Here is a 20,737-nt window from a genome sequence, read left to right as displayed (position 1 = left end):
TCCACCCACCCCTGTGGCCGTGTCCCTGTCCGCCGCGTCGTCGCAACCGGACACTTCGGAAGCTACCGCAGCCCACTGACAATGGCCTCCGGAGTGGACAAAAAGGCAGGTCAGAGGTGGGAGGGCATCAGTGCGCCGGCACCGGGTCCCGGCGGGCCGCGACCCGCGCCGCCCGGGTCCCGAGCAGCGTGATCGACACGACTCCGAGCACCGCCAGCAGGCCCACGCCCACCGTCCCGGCCCAGCCGCCCGAGTGGAACGCCATGGCGCCGACCGTGCTGCCGACGCTGGAACCGACGTAGTACGCCGACTGGTACAGCGCCGACGCCTGCGCCCGCCCCCGCGTCGCCGTCTTGCTGACCGCCGAGGACGCCACAGCGTGCCCCGCGAAGAAGCCCGCCGTGATCAGCACCAGGCCCAGCAGCACCAGCGGCAGGGAAGGAGCCAGGGACAGCAGCAGACCCGCCGCCGTCGTGCCCCCGCCCAGATACAGCGCGCCCCGCCGGCCCAGCCGCCCGACCAGCCGGCCCGCCGTCGACGCCGACACCGTGCCCACCAGGTACACCAGGAAGACGGAACCGATGACGCCCTGCGGCAGCGAGAACGGCGCCCCGGTCAGCCGGTAGCCGATGACCGTGTACACACCGCCGAAGACGGTCATGAACAGCGCGCCGATCGCGTACAGCCGCCGCAGCAGCGGGTTCGCCAGATGGTCGCGGACCGTGGCGGCCAGCACCCGGGGCCTCAGCGACCCCGGCGCGAAGTGCCGCGGCGCCGGCAGCAGCAGCCGGAACGCCACCGCGCACGTCACCGCGATCACCCCGATCACCGCGACCGCGGTCCGCCAGCCCCACTCCTGCGCGACCCAGCCGGTGATCACCCGGCCGCTCATCCCGCCGACACTGTTGCCCGCCACGAACAGGCCGATCGCGGTGACCAGCGCCCGCGGCGTGACCTCCTCCGCCAGATACGCCTGCGCCGACGCCGGCAGCCCGGCCAGCGCCGCGCCCTGCAACGCCCGCAGCACCACCAGCACCCCGATCGACGGCGCGAAGGGCACCAGCAGTCCGAGGGTCACCGCCACCGCCAGCGAGCCGGTCATCACCGTACGGCGGCCGTAGCGCTCCGACAGAGCGCTCATCGGCAGCACGAACAACGCCAGACCGCCCGTCGCGGCCGCCACCGTCCAGCTCGCCTCGCTCGCCGCGACCCCGAAGTCGTCGGAGATCAGCGGCAGCAGCGCCTGCGTGGAGTACAGCAGGGCGAACGTCGCCATACCCGCGAGGAAGAGGGCGAGGCTCATCCGGCGGTAACCGGGGCCGCCCGGGGTCATACGGGAGTCGGAAGCCTGGGAGGGAGCAGAGACACGAGCAGCGGCGCCCACGGTGGTGGACGCCCCGGTACTGGCGGGAGTCATGGCTCGACCGTATGAAGGCCCGCACTCATCCGTCCAATGCATGGAAACGCCATAATCGTTCCCATGGTGCATCAGCAGAGGTCACAGGCTCGCCTGTCACCGTCCAGTGACACAGAAGACATGGCGATGTTGCTCGCGCCCCGACTGGCGTACTTCACCGCGGTCGCCCGCACCGAGCACGTCACCCGCGCCGCCCACGAACTGAACGTCCCCCAGTCGACCCTCTCGCGCGCGATGGCCCGCCTGGAAGCGGACCTCGGCGTCGAGTTGTTCGCCCGCCACGGCCGCACCCTCTCCCTGACCCCCGCCGGCCGCACCTTCCTCGCCTCCGCCGAGCGCGCACTCGGCGAGATCCGCCGCGCCGCCGACGAGGTCCGCGCCGACGCCGACCCGGCCACCGGCAAGGTCGCCTTCGGCTTCCTGCACACCATGGGGGCCGAGACCGTACCCGGCCTCATCCACGCCTTCCGCGCCGACCACCCCGGCGTCCGCTTCAGCCTGGTCCAGAACTACGGCGAGGCCATGCTGGAAGGCCTGCGCGCGGGCGACCTCGACCTCTGCCTGACCTCGCCCGTCCCCGACGCCCCCGACCTGGTCGCCCGGCGCCTCGACGAACAGAAGCTGCGCCTCGTCGTCCCCGCCGACCACCGCCTGGCCACCCGCCGCCGCATCCGCCTCGCCGAGGCCGCCGACGAAGCGTTCGTCACGCTGGAAGCCGGCTACGGCCTGCGCCGCATCACAGACGACCTGTGCAGCGAGGCCGGCTTCAAGCCGAAGATCGCCTTCGAGGGCGAGGAGGCGGAAACCCTGCGCGGCCTGGTGGCGGCGGGCCTCGGAGTGGCCCTGCTGCCCCCACCGGCGTTCCCCCGCCCGGGAGTTGCCGAACTGACGGTCACCGCCCCCAGGGCGGTACGGGAAATCGGCGTGGCCTGGCTGAACGGCCACCCGGACACCCCACCGGTGGCCGCCTTCAAGAAGTTCCTGCTCTCGAGGCGCGGGACCTTGCTGACCTGAAAGGGGTGCGGGGCCGTGTCCGATATGCGGCTCCGCCGCGTGGGCGCGAGCACCCCACGACGACCCGCACCCCGAAGACCACACACCCCCCATGGCGCTACCGCCGTAACGTCGCCCCGAAGCCGGAAGCCAACGGCATCCGCAACCCCAAAGGCGGCGGAGCCTCCAACGCGTCGCGAAGCGGACGCGCGAACCCCCACCCGAACACCGCCCCCATCACGAAGTCGCAGGCCAGCGCCAGTACTTCCTCCCGGTAGGCACGCAACCCGTGCCCGTCCCCGTGCACCTCGAACCGGCACACCTCCCGGTTGGACTTCTTCGCCCGCGCCGCGAGCCGGAACGACAGCTCCGGATCCGTACGCTGGTCGTTCGTGCCGTGCACGATCAGCACGCGGCGCCCCGCGAGCTGTTTCACCGGTTCGGGCGGCGCCGCCATGTCGTCCTCGGGCAGCCAAGGAGCCAGGGCGAGGACGGAGTTGACCGCCTCGTGGCCGGCCGCCCGCAGCGCGGCCCGCCCGCCCATGCCGACGCCGGTGAGGCACACGGGGACGTCGCCGTAGCGCCGTACCACCTCGTCGGCGGCCCAGGTGGCGTCGCCCGCGAGATGGGCGTCGCTGCCGTTCCAGCCGCGGCAGCGGTAGTGCACGACGTGCACGGCCAGCCCTTCTCCGTGGCCGGTGCGGGCCAGTGCGCGTCCCAACGTCCGTACGGAGGCCGCCGCGAGCAGCGGTGAGGGTCTGCGGGGGGAGACCTCCTCACCGCTCGGGAGCAGCAGCACCACGCCGCTCACCGCCGTCGGTTCCGGACCGAGTGCCCGTCCCAGCCGTGCCGTACGAGCCGGCGTCGATTGGTGTGCCATGACAGAACAGTGTCAGAAGCGAGGGTGTACGCCACCCTTCCTCGCGGTCACCGTTACATATCGGCGGCGATGTACATCGCGCCCTCTACGCGCGTAGGCGTTACAGTGCGGAAATGACGAGCCAGACCATCCAGAAGGGCAGAATTCCGACGCCGGACCAGATCCGCCGGGCGCCCAAGGTTCTGCTGCACGACCATCTCGACGGCGGTCTGCGCCCCGCCACCGTCGTCGAACTCGCCCGAGAGGCGGGCTATTCGGGGCTTCCGGAGAGCGACCCGGGCAAGCTCGGCCTGTGGTTCCGGGAGGCCGCCGACTCCGGTTCGCTGGAGCGGTACCTCGAGACCTTCTCGCACACCGTCGGCGTGATGCAGACCCGTGCGGCGCTGGTGCGGGTCGCGCGCGAGTGCGCCGAGGACCTCGCCGCGGACGGCGTCGTCTACGCCGAGGTGCGCTACGCCCCCGAGCAGCACCTGGAGGGCGGGCTGACGCTGGAGGAGGTGGTCGAGGCCGTCAACGAGGGCTTCCGGGAAGGCGAGCGGCTCGCCCGGGAAAGCGGCCGCCGGATCCGCGTCGGCGCCCTGCTCACCGCGATGCGGCATGCCGCGCGCGCCCTGGAGATCGCCGAACTCGCCAACCGGTACCGGGATCTGGGAGTCGTCGGCTTCGACATCGCGGGTGCGGAGGCCGGTTACCCGCCCACCCGGCACCTGGACGCCTTCGAGTATCTGAAGCGGGAGAACAACCACTTCACGATCCACGCCGGCGAGGCGTTCGGACTGCCGTCCATCTGGCAGGCGTTGCAGTGGTGCGGCGCCGACCGGCTCGGGCACGGGGTGCGGATCATCGACGACATCGAGGTCGAGGAGGACGGCACGGTCACCCTCGGGCGGCTCGCCTCCTACGTCCGTGACAAGCGCATCCCGCTGGAGCTGTGCCCCAGCTCCAACCTCCAGACCGGCGCGGCGACGTCGTACGCCGAGCACCCCATCGGGCTGCTGCGGCGGCTGCACTTCCGGGCGACCGTCAACACGGACAACCGGCTGATGTCGCACACCAGCATGAGCCGGGAATTCGAGCATCTGGTCGAGGCATTCGCTTACACGCTCGACGACCTGCAGTGGTTCTCCGTCAATGCGATGAAATCAGCGTTCATTCCTTTCGACGAACGGCTTGCGATGATCAATGACGTGATCAAGCCCGGATATGCCGAACTGAAATCCGAATGGCTGTTTCAGCAGACCGCCTCCACCAGCGGTTCTGTGTCCCCGGAAGGCTGAAATGAGGTATCACCGGCAGTGAAATGCGGACGGGTGTTCACCGTCCGTCCGTATTTCGATGTTTGCGGCCGGAGGCGTCGCGTGTTTACGGTCGAGGACCGCTCAATCCCTGTCTCCATTCGAGGACGCATTTTCATGAAGCAGTCTGCTGCCAAGACCCTCGGTGTCGCCGCCCTCGGTGCCGCCTTCGCCGCTGCGGGCGCCGGCGCCGCGAACGCCGCCCCCGCCCTCCCCGACGCCTCCCAGGCGGTGGGCGGTCTGACCCAGACGCTGCCGGCGGAGAACGTCGCCTCGGCCCTGCCGGACGCGGGCCAGGCGCTGACCCACGGCAAGGGCGCGGCCGGTGCCGGCCTGGCCACCGCGCAGCCGGCCGTTGGCAAGGCGCTCGCCGACGGGCCCGCGAAGCCCCTCACCGGGCTGCTCGGCGGGCTGCCGGCGCAGGGCCTGGGCTCCAGCGGGCTGAAGGGGAACCCGCTGGGCTGACCCCCACCCCGTACGCCGACGGGGCGCACCCCTGTTTCAGGAGTGCGCCCCGTCGGCGTGCGTTCACCAGGCCGTGCGGGCCTTGTCCTCGGACGGCAGCAGGATCCACAGCGCGATGTAGAGCAGGAACTGGGGGCCCGGCAGCAGGCACGACAGCACGAAGATCACCCGCATCGTGGTCGCGGAGGTCCCGAAGCGCCGAGCCAGTCCGGCGCACACGCCGGCGATCATACGGCCGTGGGTGGGGCGGGTCAGGGCGGTCATGGTCGGCTCCTTCGCGAGCTGTCGTGAGGCCGCCGGGACGGCCGCCTCATCCGACATCCACGCTACGGGGACGAAGGGGGCGCAACGTCGCTCCATGGGGCGATCCCGACCCTGGGAATCGTCGGGGTACGACCCTGAGCCGGCTCCTCCTGGAGCAGCGGCGAGCGCCTGGCCCTGCGGCGCAGACAGGCCCGGCCCACGGGCACGACGAGCAGGTGGACGACGGCCACGCCCGTCGTGTTCAGCAGCAGCGCGTCCACGTCCGCGACCTGCCCGGGCACCCCGGTCTGCAGCAGCTCGATACCCAGCGACAGCAGCGCCCCCGCGACCGTCGTACGCAGCAGGGAGGCGAAAGGGGACGCGTCCAGCCGGCCGTGCACCAGCGGCAGCAGCACGCCGAGCGGCGCGAGCAGCGCCAGTCCCGTGCCGAGCCGGTGCACGGCGAACGCCCCGCCCTGCGCCAGGTCGTAACGGATGCCCGCGAACGGATGCAGATTGGCCGGCATCACCCAGGGAACGTCCAGCGGACGCAGCGTGAACCAGGCGACGAACGCGAGGTGGGCGACGAGGAGGACACCTCCTGCCACACGGACGCGAGACGCGGCGCTGCCGCCGATGGAGCCATGACGCTGCACGCCCCCCTAGACGCACCCCCCGGCAGGATCGGTTCCGCAACCCCGCTGCCGATGGCCATGAGGCGTCGGCCACACCGGCCACCGGCCCGGGCCCACCCCGGGCCTCGCGCGGGCGTCAGGTCTCCGTGACCTCCGTCGACGGTGGCTCCTTCGTGCCCGGCCGGGAGCGGACCGCGCCGGTACAGGCGTAGCGGCGCAGCGGCTCGCCCCGGGGGCCGCCCAGGATGACCGAACCGTCGCCCTCGGCCGCAGCGGAGTCGGAGAAGGTGCACACGATCTGTGCCAGCGAGTACGAGGTGAGGGCGCCAGGGGACGTGCTCAGCCGCAGCGCGTCCTCGGGGTCGTGCGGGCCGGGCCCGGAGACGGTCGTGCCGCCGCGCACGTCGGTGGAGTACCCGGCCTCCCGTTCCGCCGCCGACGGTGTCTGGGCCAGCTGGTCCAGCAGCCCCTGAGCCACCAGCACCCGCCGCTTGGAGTCCGCCGCACCGTCCGGCACCCGCACCACCCGGTCCACGGCCACCAGCGACGAACCGCACAGCAGGAACACCTGCACCGGCAGTCCGCGCGAGGTCTGGGTGGACAGCTCCGGCTCGGACAGCGAGCAGCGCACCCGCGAGGGCGCCGCCCCGAAGTCCGTCGGCACCTGGGTCGACCGGATGCCGCACCCGGCCGCCAGCACGGCGAGCAGCGGCACGGCCAGCAGACGTCGGGCTCTCCTCATCAGGCGTCCCCCTCCTGCTCGCGGCGCTTCTTCTCCCGGCCGGCCTGCTCCCGGCTCTGCTCCTCCTGCCGGGCCAGCTCCGAGGCGTCCCGCGGCAGCCGCAGCGTGAACACCGCGCCGCCCTCCTCCGAGTTGGCCGCGGTGATCTCGCCGCCGTGGATGTGGGCGTTCTCCCGCGCGATGGAAAGACCGAGCCCGCTGCCCTCCGAACGCGGTCGCGAGGCGCTGGCCTTGTAGAAGCGGTCGAAGACGTGCGGCAGGACCTCCTCGGGGATGCCGGGTCCGTGGTCGCGCACCCGGATGACGACCTCGCTGTCCGTCTCCCGCACCGACACCCTGACCGGCGACCCGCCGTGCTTGAGCGCGTTGCCGATCAGGTTCGCCAGGATCACGTCGAGGCGGCGCGGGTCGAGCCGGGCGTGGATGCCGCGCTCGGCGTCCAGGTCGACGGCGTCCAGCCAGGCGCGCGCGTCGATGCAGGCGGTGATCTGGTCGGCGACGTCGACGTCGTCCAGCACCAGCCGGGCCGTACCGGCGTCGAAGCGGGTGACCTCCATGAGGTTCTCGACCAGGTTGTTCAGACGCCGTGTCTCGCTGACCACCAGCCGCACCGCGGGCTCGATCATCGGGTCGATGCCGCCGGCCTCGGCGTCCAGCTCCTCCTCCAGCACCTCGGTGACGGCGGTGATCGCGGTCAGCGGGGTGCGCAGCTCATGGCTCATGTCCGCGACGAACCGCCGTGACGCCTCGTCCCGCGCCGCCATGTCCGCGACCCGCTTCTCCAGCGCCGCGGCCGCCTTGTTGAAGGTCCGCGACAGATCGGCGAGTTCGTCGGTGCCGGACACCCGCAGCCGGGTGTCGAGCTTGCCCTCGCCCAGTCGCCGCGCGGCCACGCCGAGCCGCTGCACCGGCTTCAGTACGGTCGTCGCGGCGGCCTGCGCGAGCAGGGCCGCTCCGATCAGTGCCAGGCCGGTGGCGATCCCCAGCGACCAGGCCAGCGAGTTGAGGTCCTTCGCCTCCGGCTCCAGCGACTTGAGCATGTAGCCGGTCGGCCCGCCGCCGATCACCTTCGTCCCGGCGACCAGGTACGGCGTGCCGTCCTCGGTGATCCGCTGCCAGTACAGGTGGTAGGGGGACTTGTTGGCGTTGGTCAGCTTCTGCTTCCGGTCCACCGCCGTCCGCAGCGACTTCGGCACCTCCTCCAGGGAGAAGCCGTTCAGGCCGCCGGAGTTGCCGTACACCGTCTTGCCGCTCGCGTCCGTGGCCACCAGCAGCACGCTGAAGCGCTGGCTGCTGTTCGCCATCTGCCCGGCGGTGTGCTGCAGTTCGTCCTGGCTGGGGTGGGCCGGCAGCGCGCCCGCCCGGTTCTGCATCTCCTGCTGGAAGTCGCGCAGCACCGCGTCCTGGGCGCGGGTGAGGACGGCTTCCCGGTTCAGCCAGTACGCGATGGCCGACGCCGACACGGCGGCGGTCAGTGCGACCAGCGCGAACACCACGACCAGCCGCAGCCGCAGGCTGGTGAAGCGCAGCCGCGAGAAAACTCCCTTACGATCCGCGGACTCGCCGCGGACCCCGTCGTGCTCGTGGATCACTGAGTCTTACCGTTCGCTTCTCCGCCCGCGCGGCGCAAAGGTGCGGCTTTCGCGTTCGTCTGCGGCCCGGCGGCCGCGCGTGCGTCGTTCACGACGGCGGATCCAGGCGGTAGCCGACACCACGCACGGTACGGATCAGCGTCGGGGACGAGGGCACGTCCTCCACCTTGGCGCGCAGCCGCTGGACACACGCGTCCACCAGCCGGGAGTCACCGAGGTAGTCGTGCTCCCACACCAGCCGCAGCAGCTGCTGCCGCGACAGCGCCTGCCCCGGGCGCCGGCTCAGCTCCAGCAGCAGCCGCAGCTCGGTCGGCGTCAGCTGCAGATCCTCGCCGTTCTTCGTCACCGTCATCGCCGAGCGGTCGATGACGAGGCTGCCGAAGGTCGCCGAGTCCGTCGACTCCCGCTCGCCGCGCCGCAGCACGGCCCGGATCCGCGCGTCCAGGACACGCCCCTGCACCGGCTTGACGACATAGTCGTCCGCGCCGGACTCCAGGCCGACGACGACGTCGATGTCGTCGCTGCGCGCGGTCAGCAGGATGATCGGCAGCTGGTCCGTGCGCCGGATGCGCCGGCACACCTCGAAACCGTCGATGCCGGGCAGCATCACATCCAGCACGATCAGATCCGGCCGCTGCTCGCGCAGCAGCTTCAGACCGTCCTCACCGCTGGCAGCGGTCGCCACCCGGTGGCCCTGGCGCGTCAGTGAGAGCTCCAGGGCCGTGCGGATGGCGTCGTCGTCCTCGATCAGCAACAGGGAAGGCACGCGCTCATTCTGGCCCATGGAGGCGGCGTTGTTCACCTGTGGGTTGTGCAGAAGCGGCGGGGGCGGCATCGGGAGCTGTGCACGATCTTCGTCGGGACGGGTCCGTCCCCTTGTGACACGTCTGTGACAGTCGGCGGACACGGCGATGAAGGTGCCGCGGCAAGCTTTTCGGCATCGGGCACGGCACCACCGCCCGAACCAGTTCGAACACCGGAAAGTCAACGACGGGGGGCGCGAGATGAACACGCTGCACAGCACCAGCACCAGCGCAGTGGTCACGCGTCTGCACGACGTGCACCGGAGTCACGAGAAGTCCGGTGCCGTGAGCGGGCGGGGGTGCGCTCGCGGCACCGGGCGTCAGCACACCGCGATCATGACGGTGGTTGACGGTTTCACGGGGGAAACACACGGGGGAAGCGCGTACGGGGAGGACCCGGGGGAGCGGACGTCCCTGACGGAAGCGGAGTTCACCGCCTACGTCCAGGAGCGCCGCGCCTCCCTGTACGCCACCGCCTACCACCTCACCGGTGACCGCTTCGAGGCCGAGGACCTGCTGCAGAGCGCGCTGTTCTCGACGTACCGGGCGTGGGAGCGGATCAGTGACAAGGCCGCGGTCGGGGGCTATCTCCGCCGCACCATGACGAACCTGCACATCAGCGCGTGGCGCCGCCGCAAGCTGAACGAGTACCCGACCGAGGAGCTGCCGGAGACGCCCGGCGACACGGACGCGATGCGCGGCACCGAGCTGCGCGCGGTCCTGTGGCAGGCGCTCGCCCGGCTGCCGGAACTCCAGCGCACCATGCTGGTCCTGCGCTACTACGAGGGCCGCACGGACCCGGAGATCGCCGACATCCTCGGCATCAGTGTCGGCACGGTGAAGTCCAGCATCTGGCGCTCGCTGCGCCGGCTGCGCGAGGACGAGGTCCTCAGCTTCGGCCGTGACCAGGAGGACGCCTTCGGGGAGCTTGTCGCCTGAAGGAGCACGGGGGAGCCACGGGGGTGGCACGGTCCGGGGGGACCGACGGGGGACTCCACGGGGGACGTGGGGACACGGGGGAAACAGGGGATCACGGGGGATCCACGGGGGAAACAGGAGCGGGACTGGAGGGCCGGGGGGCCTGTCCAGTCCCGCTTTTTCCGTATGTACGGCGGTGAGACCTAGGCAGCCGACCTCGCCCGTACCTGACGTCCCGCCGCGGCCGCCGCGAGCCGGCCGAGCGCCTCGTCGAGGTCGCAGCGGTGTGCGCCGAGGGCCGTCTGGCGGGCGATGATCGAGCGTTCGGAGCGCATCAGCCGCCATCCGCGCCGCAGCAGGAACGGCACCGACTTGCGGCCCTCCTTCAGATCCCGCACGAACCGCCGCCGGAACGTGGTGACCGCGCCCCGGCTCAGGCACAGTGCGTCCGCCAGCAGTCCCAACTCTCGGCACCGCTCGACGATCTCGGCGGCGAAGATGCCCTCCGCGATGAACAGCGGGGTACGGCCGATGCTCAGCGTCTCCCCGCCCGTGCGGGCGCTCAGCGCGATGTCGTACACCGGCACCCGGGTCGACCCGGTGGCGCACAGCTCGGCGATCGCGGCGACGGCTACCTCGGCGTCCCAGGACTGCGGATGGTCCCAGTCGATGTCGGAGCTCCCCTCCACCAGCGGCAGCGTCGGGTCGTCGCCCTCCTTGTAGAAGTCGTCCAGGCGCAGGACCGGCAGCCCGGAACGGGCGGCGACGAGGGACTTGCCCGAGCCCGAGGGGCCGCACAGCAGCACGACACGGGCGGGGGAGGGGCGATGAATGCTCACGGAAGACCAGTTTGACGCATGGTGGCCCCGCTGCCGACCCCGCGGGCCGGCTTTGGAGCGCGCATCACACCTCAACTACGCTTCGCGTCGGCACTGTTACGCCTCGTATGCGTTCTGTGGCAGGAACTGGCAGCAACTCGCAGCAGTACGCAGCCTCGACGCAGCAGAAGGTGGCACCGGCGATGGCGCGACACGACTTCCCCCACACCTCGACCGGCCGTCGTGCCCTGGTCGCCCTGGCGACCGTGGGCGCGGCGATGGCCGCCGGGACGGCGACCGCCTCCGCGGACATCCTCACCCCGGCGACCGACCCGGGCTCCCCGCTCCCGGAGGTGCCGCACCGCACCTCCTCCCACGGCAAGGCCGACCCGCACGCCGGCCTCACGGCGCTGACCGGCTCGGTCGGCCACCTGACGGGCCCGGTCGCCGGCCTCAAGCCCGACCCGCTCGCCGGGACGGGCGTCGACCCGCTCGACAACGGCGCCCGCACCCAGGTCACCGGCTTCAAGCCGGTGGCCACGCAGGCGCTCACCGCCCCCGTCGCGCAGGCGCAGTCGATCGGCAGCCTGCCGGTCGTCGGCCAGGTGGCGGGCCTGCTCGGCGGGGTGCAGGGCGGCCCGCTGGGCTGACCCGTGTGCGCCGTACATGTGCGAGAGCCGCGCCGCCCCCGGACGGAGGGGTGGCGCGGCTCTCGCGTGGGGGGTGGCGGTCAGTAGGACGAGCCGGAGGCGCCCAGGGAGCCCGTGGGGTGCCAGACCGTCTTCGTCTCCAGGAACGCCGTCATACGGTCCGTGCCCGGCGTCGCGAAATAATCCACAGGCTGTGGACGCAGCACGCGCTTGAGGTTGTCCGCCGCGGCGATCTCCAGTTCCTTCGCCAGTTCGTCGTCCGCGCCCGCGAGGTCGATCGCGTTGACGTCCTGGTGCGCGGCCAGCGGCTTCGCGATCTCCGCCGTACGGCCGGACAGGATGTTGACGACACCGCCGGGCACGTCGGAGGTGGCCAGCACCTCGGCGAGGGACAGGGCGGGCAGCGGGGCCTTCTCGGAGGCGACGACCACCGCCGTGTTACCGGTGGCGATCACGGGTGCGAGCACCGAGACCAGGCCCAGGAAGGACGACTCCTGCGGGGCCACCACGGCGACCACACCGGTCGGCTCCGGGGAGGAGAGGTTGAAGAACGGGCCCGCGACCGGGTTGCCGCCGCCGATCACCTGGGCGATCTTGTCGGTCCAGCCGGCGTACCAGACCCAGCGGTCGATCGTGGCGTCCACGACCGCGGCCGCCTTCGACTTCGACAGGCCCTCCGCGTCCGCCACCTCGCGCACGAACTGGTCCCGGCGGCCCTCCAGCATCTCCGCGACGCGGTACAGCACCTGGCCGCGGTTGTAGGCGGTCGCGCCGGACCAGCCGCCGAACGCCTTGCGCGCGGCCACGACCGCGTCACGGGCGTCCTTGCGGGAGGACTGCGGGGCGTTGGCCAGCCAGTTGCCCTTTGCGTCGGTCACCTCGTACACCCGGCCGCTCTCGGAACGCGGGAACTTCCCGCCGACGTACAGCTTGTAGGTCTTGAAGACACTCAGTCGCGTGTCAGACATCGAGGTACGCCTCCAGGCCGTGGCGGCCGCCCTCGCGGCCGAAGCCCGACTCCTTGTAGCCGCCGAAGGGCGAGGTCGGGTCGAACTTGTTGAACGTGTTGGACCAGACGACACCGGCGCGCAGCTTGTTCGCGACGGCGAGGATCCGCGACCCCTTCTCCGTCCAGATGCCCGCGGACAGCCCGTACGGCGTGTTGTTCGCCTTGGCGACCGCCTCGTCCGGGGTGCGGAAGGTGAGGACCGACAGCACCGGGCCGAAGATCTCGTCACGGGCGACGGTGTGCGCCTGGGTGACGTTCGTGAAGAGGGTCGGAGCGAACCAGTAGCCGCTCTCGGGCAGTTCGCAGGCCGGGGACCAGCGCTCGGCGCCCTCGGCCTCGCCCTGCTCGACGAGCGTGGTGATCCGGGAGAGCTGCTCGGCGGAGTTGATCGCGCCGATGTCGGTGTTCTTGTCCAGCGGGTCGCCGAGGCGCAGCGTGGACAGGCGCCGCTTGAGGGAGTCCAGCAGCTCGTCCTGGATCGACTCCTGCACCAGCAGCCGGCTGCCGGCGCAGCAGACCTGGCCCTGGTTGAAGAAGATGCCGTTGACGATGCCCTCGACGGCCTGGTCGATGGGGGCGTCGTCGAAGACGATGTTGGCGCCCTTGCCGCCCAGTTCGAGCGTGAGCTTCTTGCGGGTGCCCGCGACGGACCGGGCGATCTCCTTGCCGACGGCCGTGGAGCCGGTGAAGGCGACCTTGTTCACGTCCGGGTGCGCGACGAGCGCGGCGCCCGCATCGCCGTAACCGGGAAGGATGTTCACGACACCCTTGGGCAGACCGGCCTGGCGGCAGATGTCGGCGAAGAACAGGGCGGACAGCGGGGTCGTCTCGGCCGGCTTGAGCACGACCGTGTTGCCGGTGGCCAGCGCCGGGGCGATCTTCCAGGCCAGCATCAGCAGCGGGAAGTTCCAGGGGATGACCTGGCCGGCGACGCCCAGCGGACGCGGGTTCGCGCCGAAGCCGGCGTGGTCGAGCTTGTCGGCCCAGCCCGCGTAGTAGAAGAAGTGCGCGGCGACCAGGGGGAGGTCGGCGTCGCGGGTCTCCTTGATCGGCTTGCCGTTGTCCAGGGTCTCCAGGACGGCCAGCTCGCGGCTGCGTTCCTGGATGATCCGGGCGATGCGGAACAGGTACTTGGCGCGCTCGGAACCGGGCAGCGCCGACCACTTCTCGAACGCCTTGCGGGCGGCCTTCACCGCGCGGTCGACGTCCGCCTCACCGGCCTGCGCGACCTCGGAGAGGACCTCCTCCGTCGACGGGCTGACCGTCTTGAAGACCTTGCCGTCGGCCGCGTCGGCGAACTCGCCGTCGATGAACAGGCCGTAAGAGGGGGCGATGTCGACGACCGAGCGGGACTCGGGCGCCGGTGCGTACTCGAAAACCATGATCGATCAGTCCACCGTCACGTAGTCGGGGCCGGAGTAGCGGCCGGTGGCCAGCTTCTGGCGCTGCATCAGCAGATCGTTGAGCAGCGAGGAGGCGCCGAAGCGGAACCAGTGGTTGTCCAGCCAGTCCTGGCCGGCGGTCTCGTTGACCAGGACGAGGAACTTGATCGCGTCCTTGCTGGTCCTGATCCCGCCGGCGGGCTTCACGCCGACCTGGACGCCGGTCTGCGCCCGGAAGTCGCGCACGGCCTCCAGCATCAGAAGGGTGTTGGCGGGGGTGGCGTTGACGGCGACCTTGCCGGTGGAGGTCTTGATGAAGTCGGCGCCGGCGAGCATGCCCAGCCAGCTGGCGCGGCGGATGTTGTCGTACGTCGACAGCTCGCCGGTCTCGAAGATGACCTTCAGCCGGGCACTCGTGCCGCAGGCCTCCTTCACGGCGACGATCTCGTCGTACACCTTGAGGTACTTGCCGGCGAGGAACGCGCCACGGTCGATGACCATGTCGATCTCGTCGGCGCCCGCGGCGACGGCGTCCTGCACGTCGGCGAGCTTCACCTCCAGGGCGGCGCGGCCGGCGGGGAAGGCGGTGGCGACGGAGGCGACCTTCACGCCGGAGCCGGCGACGGCCTCCTTGGCGACGGCCACCATGTCGGGGTAGACGCAGACCGCGGCCGTGGTGGGCGTCGTGCGGTCGGTCGGGTCCGGGAGGACCGCCTTGGCGCCGAGCGCCCGGACCTTGCCCGGGGTGTCCGCGCCTTCCAGCGTCGTCAGGTCGACCATCGAGATGGCGAGGTCGATGGCGTACGCCTTCGCGGTGGTCTTGATGGAACGGGTGCCGAGAGACGCGGCGCGCGCCTCCAGGCCGACCGCGTCGACGCCGGGCAGCCCGTGGAGGAAGCGGCGCAGCGTGCTGTCGGACGCGGTGACATCCGAGAGTGCCTGTGCTGTGGGTGCGGTAGTGGGCATGGTCACCAGACGAGCATATCTACGCGCGTAGCGGATGTATAGCCCTCGAGGTGGCAGGGGCAGGGACGGTGGTCGTCAGGCGGTGCTCACCGAGCCCGGCCCGCGCACCCGGCGTACCGCTTACGGGGTCCGGCGGGGCCGTCGGGCACAATCGGGGCCATGACCACCCCGGAGCACCCGTCACCAGCGCCGCAGACACCCGCGGCCAAGGACCGCATCCACCGGTCGTCCGCCGGCATCGCCTCCGGCGTGATGCTGCTGGCCCTCACCGGCTGGCTCGGCATCGACGCGATCGTCGTCGGGCACGGCCGCACGCCGTGGCTGACGCTGGCCGGGCTGCTGCTGGTGGTGCCGCTGGTGGTCGCGTACACCATCCGCCCGGCGATCTTCGTGGGCGACGACCGGCTGCGCGTGCGCAACCCGCTGCGGGTGATCGTCCTGCCGTGGGGCACGGTCGGGGGGCTGCGCTCGGGCTACTCCAACGAGGTGGTCACGGTCTCCGGCACCAAGTACCAGCTGTGGGCCCTGCCGGTCTCGCTGCGGGCCCGCAAGCGCGCGGCACGGCAACGGAATCGGGCGATCGCGGCCGGCGGCCAGGAGGGCGGTCTGCTCGGTACGCCGGGCACCGGCGCGGCGCGGACCGAGCCGCCACGCGCGCAGACCGACAAGGCCATGGACGACCTCAGGCAACTCCGCGACGACCGCTGCACCGCGGAGTCCGCCCAGGGCGAGGTCACGGTCCGCTGGGCCTACGAGGTGATCGCCCCGGCCGTGGCGGGGGCGGTACTCCTGGCGATCCTCGCGTCCCTCGGCTGAGCGGACCCACGCCACCGGAACGGCCCCTGAACGGCCGCTGGGGTGCCCTCCGAAGGAGGACACCCCAGCAGCACACTCGCGACTCAGATCCCCGCCGCCGCGGACAGGTCACGCTTGAGCGCGGTCAGCAGGTCCGTCGCCCGGGTACGGGCCGTCGGCAGGCCCGCGCGGTCCTGGACCGGGACCACCACTTCCAGGTAGCACTTCAGCTTGGGCTCCGTGCCGCTCGGGCGGACGATCACCCGGGCGCCCCGCAGGGTGTACCGCAGGCCGTCCGTCGGCGGGAGCTTCTCCGTCCCCCGGGTGAGGTCCTCGGCGTTCACCACCGGCAGGCCCGCCAGCTCCGTCGGCGGCTGCTCGCGCAGACGGCGCATGGCCTCGGCGATCAGGGAGAGGTCCTCGACCCGCACCGACAGCTGGTCCGTGGCGTGCAGCCCGTGCTCCACCGCGAGGTCGTCCAGCAGGTCCGGCAGGGTGCGGCCCTGCTCCTTCAGCTCCGACGCCAGTTCGGTGATCAGCAGCGCGGCCGTGATGCCGTCCTTGTCGCGCACGCCGTCGGGGTCGACGCAGTAGCCGAGGGCCTCCTCGTAGCCGTACCGCAGACCCTCCACGCGGGCGATCCACTTGAAGCCGGTGAGGGTCTCCTCGTACGGCAGGCCCGCCTTCTCCGCGATCCGGCCGAGCAGGGAGGAGGAGACGATCGACTCGGCGAACGTGCCGCGCGCACCGCGCCCGACCAGGTGTGCGGCGAGCAGCGCGCCGACCTCGTCGCCGCGCAGCATCCGCCAGTCCGCGCCGTCGCGCACGGCCACCGCGCAGCGGTCGGCATCCGGGTCGTTGGCGATGACCAGGTCCGGGTTCACCTCGCGGGCCCGGGCGAACGCCAGGTCCATCGCGCCGGGCTCCTCCGGGTTGGGGAAGGCCACGGTCGGGAACTCCGGGTCGGGGTCCGCCTGCTCGGCGACCAGCACCGGCTCGGGGAAGCCGGCGCGGGCGAACGCGGCCAGCAGGACGTCACGGCCGACGCCGTGCATCGCCGTGTAGACCGTGCGTGCGGTGCGCGCCGAGTCGGGGGCCAGGACCGCGTCCGTACGGGCCAGGTAGGCCTGAAGGACCGAGTCGTTGAGGACCTCCCAGCCCTCCGTCGGGCGGTCGACCGTCGTCAGGCTGCCGATCGCGGCGATCTCCGCGGCGATCTCCGCGTCCGCGGGCGGCACGATCTGGGAGCCGTCGCCGAGGTACACCTTGTAGCCGTTGTCCCGGGGCGGGTTGTGGCTGGCGGTGACCTCCACACCCGCGACCGCGCCGAGGTGCCGTATGGCGAAGGCGAGGACCGGGGTGGGCAGGGGCCGCGGGAGCACCGCCGCGCGCAGGCCGGCGCCCACCATCACGGCGGCCGTGTCGCGGGCGAAGTCGGCCGACTTGTGGCGGGCGTCGTAGCCGACGACCACCAGGCCGCCCGCCTGGCCGTTCTTCTTCAGGTACGACGCGAGACCCGCGGCCGCGCGGATGACGACCGTGCGGTTCATGCGCATCGGCCCGGCGCCCAGCTCCCCGCGCAGGCCGGCGGTGCCGAACTGCAGGGTGCCGGAGAAGCGGGCGGTCAGCTCCTTGACGTCCTTGGCGTCGATCAGCCGGGCGAGTTCCTCACGGGTGTCCGCGTCGGGGTCCTCGGCCAGCCACGCCTTGGCGCGGGCGATGACTTCGTCGTGCACGTGGGGTCAGCCTCTCGTCGTCGGTGTTCCGTGGGCCTTACAGGCGGTCCAGCACCTGCGCCAGCAGGGAGCCCATGCGGGTGGCGCTGTCGCGGCCGGCCTGCAGGACCTCCTCGTGGTTCAGCGGCTCGCCCGTCATGCCGGCGGCGAGGTTGGTGACCAGGGAGATGCCGAGCACCTCGGCGCCCGCCTCACGCGCGGCGATGGCCTCGAGCACGGTGGACATGCCGACCAGGTCCGCGCCGATGACGCGGGCCATGCGGATCTCGGCCGGGGTCTCGTAGTGCGGGCCGGGGAACTGGGCGTAGACGCCCTCCTCCAGCGTGGGGTCGACCTCCTTGCACAGCGCGCGCAGCCGCGGCGAGTACAGGTCGGTCAGGTCGACGAAGTTGGCGCCGACGATGGGGGAGGTGGCGGTGAGGTTGATGTGGTCGCTGATCAGCACCGGCTGACCGGGACGCATGCCCTCGCGCAGACCGCCGCAGCCGTTGGTCAGCACGATGGTCTTCACGCCGGCGGCGACGGCGGTGCGCACCCCGTGGGAGACGGCGGCGACGCCACGGCCCTCGTAGTAGTGCGTACGGCCCAGGAAGACCAGGGCGCGCTTGGTGCCGATGCGGTACGAGCGGATCTTGCCGCCGTGGCCCTCGACCGCCGGGGGCGGGAAGCCGGGGAGCTCGGTGACCTGGAACTCGGCCTCGGGGGCGCCCAGGGCGTCGACGGCCGGAGCCCAGCCGGAGCCCATCACAAGGGCGACGTCGTGGGTCTCGGCGCCGGTCAGCTCGCGCAGGCGAGCGGCGGCGGCGTCGGCGGCGGCGTACGGGTCGCCCTGGATGTCGTCCGGAAGAAGAGATGCGTTCACGGGGACGAGGGTAGCCGAGCTTCGCCTACGCGCGTAGATGTCAGAGCCGACGGCATGGGGATCGTTGTCTTGTCGTTTCCGACGAGGGCCTGTGCGGCGCCCGCCGCCGGGAGCGCACGCGCGGCGAGCGAGCGGGCGGCGACGACGGCCCGCAGCCGCCCGCGGCGGGGAGGAGACGTGGCGCGGGGTGTCCGCCCGCAGCGTCCGGCACCGGCACACCGCACCCCCGTCGGGGACGGGCGGCCGGACCGAGGACGGCCCCCCGGCCGCGGCTCCGACTCAGAAACCGGCCGCAGGCGCTACACACGCCACGACGCACCCGCGCGGGCCGCCGCAGGCGTATGAGGGGCGCGGGGAACGGCGCGACCAGCCACGACGCACCCGCGCCGGCCGCCGCAGGCGATCCGCCCGGCCGCCGACAGGCACCGTTCAGCAAGGGCGCTTGCGCAGCTCCATCACATAGTCATGGGGCGCGCCCGCAGACTCCGCCGCGTCGGCGATGTCACCCAGGTAGCGGGCCGAGGGCAGACCGCCCTCGTAGGCGTTCAGGGTGTACGTCCAGGCGCGTTCCTCACCCTCCAGGGTGTGGGCGCGGACCCACGTGCGGCGGTAGATGTCGAGGCTGACGCCCTCCCAGCGGTCCATGGCGGCCTCGTCCATCGGGGCGATGTCGTACAGCGCGACGAAGACCTGCGACAGCGGGTCCTCCACGAGCGTCGCCAGCGCGCCCTCCCAGCCCAGCTGCTCGCCGCCGAACGTCAGCCGCCAGCCGTTCAGCCAGCCCGTGGCGCGCAACGGCGAGTGGGGAGCGCGGCGGGACATCAGCCGCGCGTCGAGATGGGCGGCGTACGCGGCGTAGAGCGACATGCACGAAGGGTACGGCAGTGGCGCGTGCGTCACTGCGGTAACGGACGGCTCACAGACCGCCCCCGAGGCGGTAGCACGTTGAAGCGTGCGGGACAATGGAATACGTGACTCGGATCGTGATCATCGGTGGCGGACCCGGCGGATATGAAGCGGCCCTGGTGGCCGCGCAACTCGGTGCGGAGGTGACCGTCGTCGACAGCGACGGTCTGGGCGGGGCGTCGGTGCTCACCGACTGCGTACCGTCCAAGACCCTCATCGCCACGGCCGAGGTGATGACCACCTTCGACTCCTCCTACGAGGAGCTGGGCATCATCGTCGCCGACGACACCCCGCCGCTGGAGCAGGCCGCCCGGGTGGTCGGCGTGGACCTCGGCAAGGTCAACCGGCGTGTGAAGCGCCTCGCGCTCGCCCAGTCGCACGACATCACCGCCTCCGTCACACGGGCCGGCGCCCGGGTCATGCGCGGCCGTGGCCGTCTGGAGGGCATGCAGGCCCTCGACGGCTCCCGCAAGGTCGTCGTCACCGCCGCCGACGGCACCGAGGAGACGCTCACCGCCGACGCCGTACTGATCGCCACCGGTGGTCACCCGCGTGAGCTGCCCGACGCCCAGCCGGACGGCGAGCGCATCCTGAACTGGACGCAGGTCTACGACCTCACCGAGCTGCCCGAGGAGCTCATCGTGGTCGGCTCCGGCGTCACCGGCGCCGAGTTCGCCGGCGCCTACCAGGCCCTCGGCTCCCGGGTCACCCTCGTCTCCTCCCGCGACCGCGTGCTGCCCGGCGAGGACCCGGACGCCGCCGCCGTCCTGGAGGACGTCTTCCGCCGCCGGGGAATGAACGTCATGGCCCGCTCCCGCGCCGCCGCCGCCAAGCGGGTCGGCGACCGGGTCGAGGTCACGCTCGCCGACGGCCGGGTCATCACCGGCAGCCACTGCCTGATGGCGGTCGGCGCGATCCCCAACAGCGCGGGGCTCGGCCTGGAGGAGGCCGGCGTCAAGGTGCGCGAGTCCGGGCACATCTGGACCGACAAGGTCTCCCGCACCACCGCCCCCGGCGTGTACGCCGCCGGTGACGTGACCGGCGTGTTCGCGCTGGCGTCCGTCGCCGCGATGCAGGGCCGTATCGCCATGTACCACTTCCTGGGCGACGCGGTGGCGCCGCTGAACCTGAAGACGGTGTCGTCCAACGTCTTCACCGACCCCGAGATCGCCACCGTCGGCTACACCCAGGCCGACGTCGACGGCGGCAAGATCGACGCCCGGGTCGTCAAGCTCCCGCTGCTGCGCAACCCGCGCGCGAAGATGCAGGGCATCCGGGACGGCTTCGTCAAGATCTTCTGCCGCCCGGGTACCGGGATCGTCGTCGGCGGTGTGGTCGTGGCGCCGCGCGCCTCGGAACTGATCCACCCCATCTCGATCGCGGTCGACAACAATCTGACGGTCGAACAGATCGCGAATGCCTTCACCGTGTACCCGTCCCTGTCGGGCTCGATCGCCGAGGTCGCCCGGCAGTTGCACACGCGGAAGACGGCGGGCGAGGTGTGACGGCCCGGGGGGGGCCCCCCCCCCCCCCCGGGGGGGGGGCCCCCCCGGGGGGGGGGGGGGGGGGCCCCCCCCCCCCGCCCCCCGGGGCGCCCCGGGGGCGGGCCACCCCCCCAGGGCACCCACGT

The 20,737-nt window shown here is 72.0% G+C and carries 21 protein-coding genes; 7 read left to right on the top strand and 14 right to left on the bottom strand.

From position 1 onward, the window contains the following. Nucleotides 1–127 precede the first annotated feature (127 nt). Nucleotides 128–1,417 (bottom strand): MFS transporter, encoded by a 1,290-nt coding sequence (locus ACF1GV_RS25940; protein ID WP_391685152.1) that lies wholly within the window; start codon nt 1,415–1,417, stop codon nt 128–130. Between the two features lie 63 nt (nt 1,418–1,480). Between ACF1GV_RS25940 and ACF1GV_RS25935 the strand changes: the two genes are divergently transcribed. Beyond that, a complete protein-coding gene (locus ACF1GV_RS25935) occupies nt 1,481–2,431 on the top strand; it encodes a LysR family transcriptional regulator (RefSeq protein WP_391685150.1) in 951 nt (316 codons plus the stop codon). 97 nt (nt 2,432–2,528) lie between these two features. On the opposite strand, the gene ACF1GV_RS25930 is transcribed toward ACF1GV_RS25935, so the two are convergent. Further along, nucleotides 2,529–3,290: an alpha/beta hydrolase gene (locus ACF1GV_RS25930; RefSeq protein ID WP_391685148.1), complete on the bottom strand. Its 762-nt coding sequence runs from the start codon at nt 3,288–3,290 to the stop codon at nt 2,529–2,531. Nucleotides 3,291–3,403: 113 nt separating this feature from the next. Between ACF1GV_RS25930 and ACF1GV_RS25925 the strand changes: the two genes are divergently transcribed. Together ACF1GV_RS25925 and ACF1GV_RS25920 are read left to right on the top strand one after the other, a co-directional pair. Next, complete coding sequence (locus tag ACF1GV_RS25925) at nt 3,404–4,567, top strand: adenosine deaminase (protein ID WP_391685146.1); 1,164 nt, start codon at nt 3,404–3,406, stop codon at nt 4,565–4,567. 135 nt (nt 4,568–4,702) lie between these two features. After that, nucleotides 4,703–5,050: an ATP-binding protein gene (locus ACF1GV_RS25920; RefSeq protein WP_391685144.1), complete on the top strand. Its 348-nt coding sequence runs from the start codon at nt 4,703–4,705 to the stop codon at nt 5,048–5,050. A gap of 63 nt (nt 5,051–5,113) precedes the next feature. Here ACF1GV_RS25920 and ACF1GV_RS25915 read toward each other — a convergent pair whose 3' ends face one another. From ACF1GV_RS25915 to afsQ1, 5 genes are all read right to left on the bottom strand, one after another. Continuing rightward, nucleotides 5,114–5,314, bottom strand: a complete 201-nt coding sequence (locus tag ACF1GV_RS25915) for a PspC domain-containing protein (RefSeq protein WP_391685142.1) — start codon at nt 5,312–5,314, stop codon at nt 5,114–5,116. A gap of 62 nt (nt 5,315–5,376) precedes the next feature. After that, nucleotides 5,377–5,949 (bottom strand): VanZ family protein, encoded by a 573-nt coding sequence (locus ACF1GV_RS25910; protein WP_391685140.1) that lies wholly within the window; start codon nt 5,947–5,949, stop codon nt 5,377–5,379. A gap of 115 nt (nt 5,950–6,064) precedes the next feature. Beyond that, nucleotides 6,065–6,670 carry a hypothetical protein gene (locus tag ACF1GV_RS25905; RefSeq protein ID WP_363265907.1) on the bottom strand — a complete coding sequence of 202 codons (606 nt, stop codon included), beginning with the start codon at nt 6,668–6,670 and terminating at the stop codon, nt 6,065–6,067. Beyond that, entirely contained in the window at nt 6,670–8,262 is a 1,593-nt protein-coding gene (locus ACF1GV_RS25900) for an ATP-binding protein (RefSeq protein WP_391685137.1), read from the bottom strand. The genes ACF1GV_RS25905 and ACF1GV_RS25900 overlap by 1 nt, the downstream gene beginning before the upstream one ends. Nucleotides 8,263–8,350: 88 nt before the next feature. Beyond that, nucleotides 8,351–9,028: a two-component system response regulator AfsQ1 gene (gene afsQ1, locus ACF1GV_RS25895; protein WP_181139662.1), complete on the bottom strand. Its 678-nt coding sequence runs from the start codon at nt 9,026–9,028 to the stop codon at nt 8,351–8,353. Nucleotides 9,029–9,266: 238 nt separating this feature from the next. On the opposite strand from afsQ1, the gene ACF1GV_RS25890 reads away from it, so the two are divergent. After that, on the top strand, nt 9,267–10,004 hold the full coding sequence (locus tag ACF1GV_RS25890) for a SigE family RNA polymerase sigma factor (protein WP_391685134.1): 738 nt from the start codon (nt 9,267–9,269) through the stop codon (nt 10,002–10,004). A 182-nt stretch (nt 10,005–10,186) separates the two neighbouring features. On the opposite strand, the gene ACF1GV_RS25885 is transcribed toward ACF1GV_RS25890, so the two are convergent. Continuing rightward, nucleotides 10,187–10,822 (bottom strand): uridine kinase, encoded by a 636-nt coding sequence (locus tag ACF1GV_RS25885; RefSeq protein ID WP_363265911.1) that lies wholly within the window; start codon nt 10,820–10,822, stop codon nt 10,187–10,189. A gap of 182 nt (nt 10,823–11,004) precedes the next feature. Between ACF1GV_RS25885 and ACF1GV_RS25880 the strand changes: the two genes are divergently transcribed. After that, complete coding sequence (locus ACF1GV_RS25880; RefSeq protein ID WP_391685132.1) at nt 11,005–11,451, top strand: hypothetical protein; 447 nt, start codon at nt 11,005–11,007, stop codon at nt 11,449–11,451. Between the two features lie 80 nt (nt 11,452–11,531). On the opposite strand, the gene ACF1GV_RS25875 is transcribed toward ACF1GV_RS25880, so the two are convergent. From ACF1GV_RS25875 to deoC, 3 genes are read right to left on the bottom strand one after another with little or no spacing between them, the layout of a single operon-like run. Beyond that, complete coding sequence (locus ACF1GV_RS25875) at nt 11,532–12,419, bottom strand: aldehyde dehydrogenase family protein (RefSeq protein WP_391685130.1); 888 nt, start codon at nt 12,417–12,419, stop codon at nt 11,532–11,534. Further along, on the bottom strand, nt 12,412–13,842 hold the full coding sequence (locus ACF1GV_RS25870) for an aldehyde dehydrogenase family protein (RefSeq protein ID WP_363265913.1): 1,431 nt from the start codon (nt 13,840–13,842) through the stop codon (nt 12,412–12,414). The genes ACF1GV_RS25875 and ACF1GV_RS25870 overlap by 8 nt, the downstream gene beginning before the upstream one ends. Before the next feature lie 6 nt (nt 13,843–13,848). Further along, nucleotides 13,849–14,808, bottom strand: a complete 960-nt coding sequence (gene deoC, locus ACF1GV_RS25865) for a deoxyribose-phosphate aldolase (protein ID WP_391685757.1) — start codon at nt 14,806–14,808, stop codon at nt 13,849–13,851. A 159-nt stretch (nt 14,809–14,967) separates the two neighbouring features. Between deoC and ACF1GV_RS25860 the strand changes: the two genes are divergently transcribed. Continuing rightward, nucleotides 14,968–15,624 carry a PH domain-containing protein gene (locus ACF1GV_RS25860; protein ID WP_391685128.1) on the top strand — a complete coding sequence of 219 codons (657 nt, stop codon included), beginning with the start codon at nt 14,968–14,970 and terminating at the stop codon, nt 15,622–15,624. Nucleotides 15,625–15,707: 83 nt separating this feature from the next. Here the strand turns inward: ACF1GV_RS25860 and ACF1GV_RS25855 are convergent, their stop codons facing one another. From ACF1GV_RS25855 to ACF1GV_RS25845, 3 genes are all read right to left on the bottom strand, one after another. Next, nucleotides 15,708–17,339: a phospho-sugar mutase gene (locus ACF1GV_RS25855; RefSeq protein ID WP_391685126.1), complete on the bottom strand. Its 1,632-nt coding sequence runs from the start codon at nt 17,337–17,339 to the stop codon at nt 15,708–15,710. A 37-nt stretch (nt 17,340–17,376) separates the two neighbouring features. Further along, nucleotides 17,377–18,201, bottom strand: a complete 825-nt coding sequence (locus ACF1GV_RS25850; RefSeq protein ID WP_363265916.1) for a purine-nucleoside phosphorylase — start codon at nt 18,199–18,201, stop codon at nt 17,377–17,379. Nucleotides 18,202–18,630: 429 nt separating this feature from the next. Continuing rightward, nucleotides 18,631–19,068: a gamma-glutamylcyclotransferase gene (locus tag ACF1GV_RS25845; RefSeq protein ID WP_391685124.1), complete on the bottom strand. Its 438-nt coding sequence runs from the start codon at nt 19,066–19,068 to the stop codon at nt 18,631–18,633. Nucleotides 19,069–19,163: 95 nt separating this feature from the next. Here ACF1GV_RS25845 and ACF1GV_RS25840 point away from each other — a divergent pair, with 95 nt between their 5' ends. Next, nucleotides 19,164–20,612, top strand: a complete 1,449-nt coding sequence (locus ACF1GV_RS25840) for an NAD(P)H-quinone dehydrogenase (protein WP_363265918.1) — start codon at nt 19,164–19,166, stop codon at nt 20,610–20,612. Nucleotides 20,613–20,737 lie beyond the last annotated feature (125 nt).

It is taken from the genome of Streptomyces sp. NPDC014006 (assembly GCF_043088925.1).
Taxonomy (GTDB): Bacteria; Actinomycetota; Actinomycetes; order Streptomycetales; family Streptomycetaceae; genus Streptomyces.
This window is presented reverse-complemented; position numbering and strand designations above follow the sequence as displayed.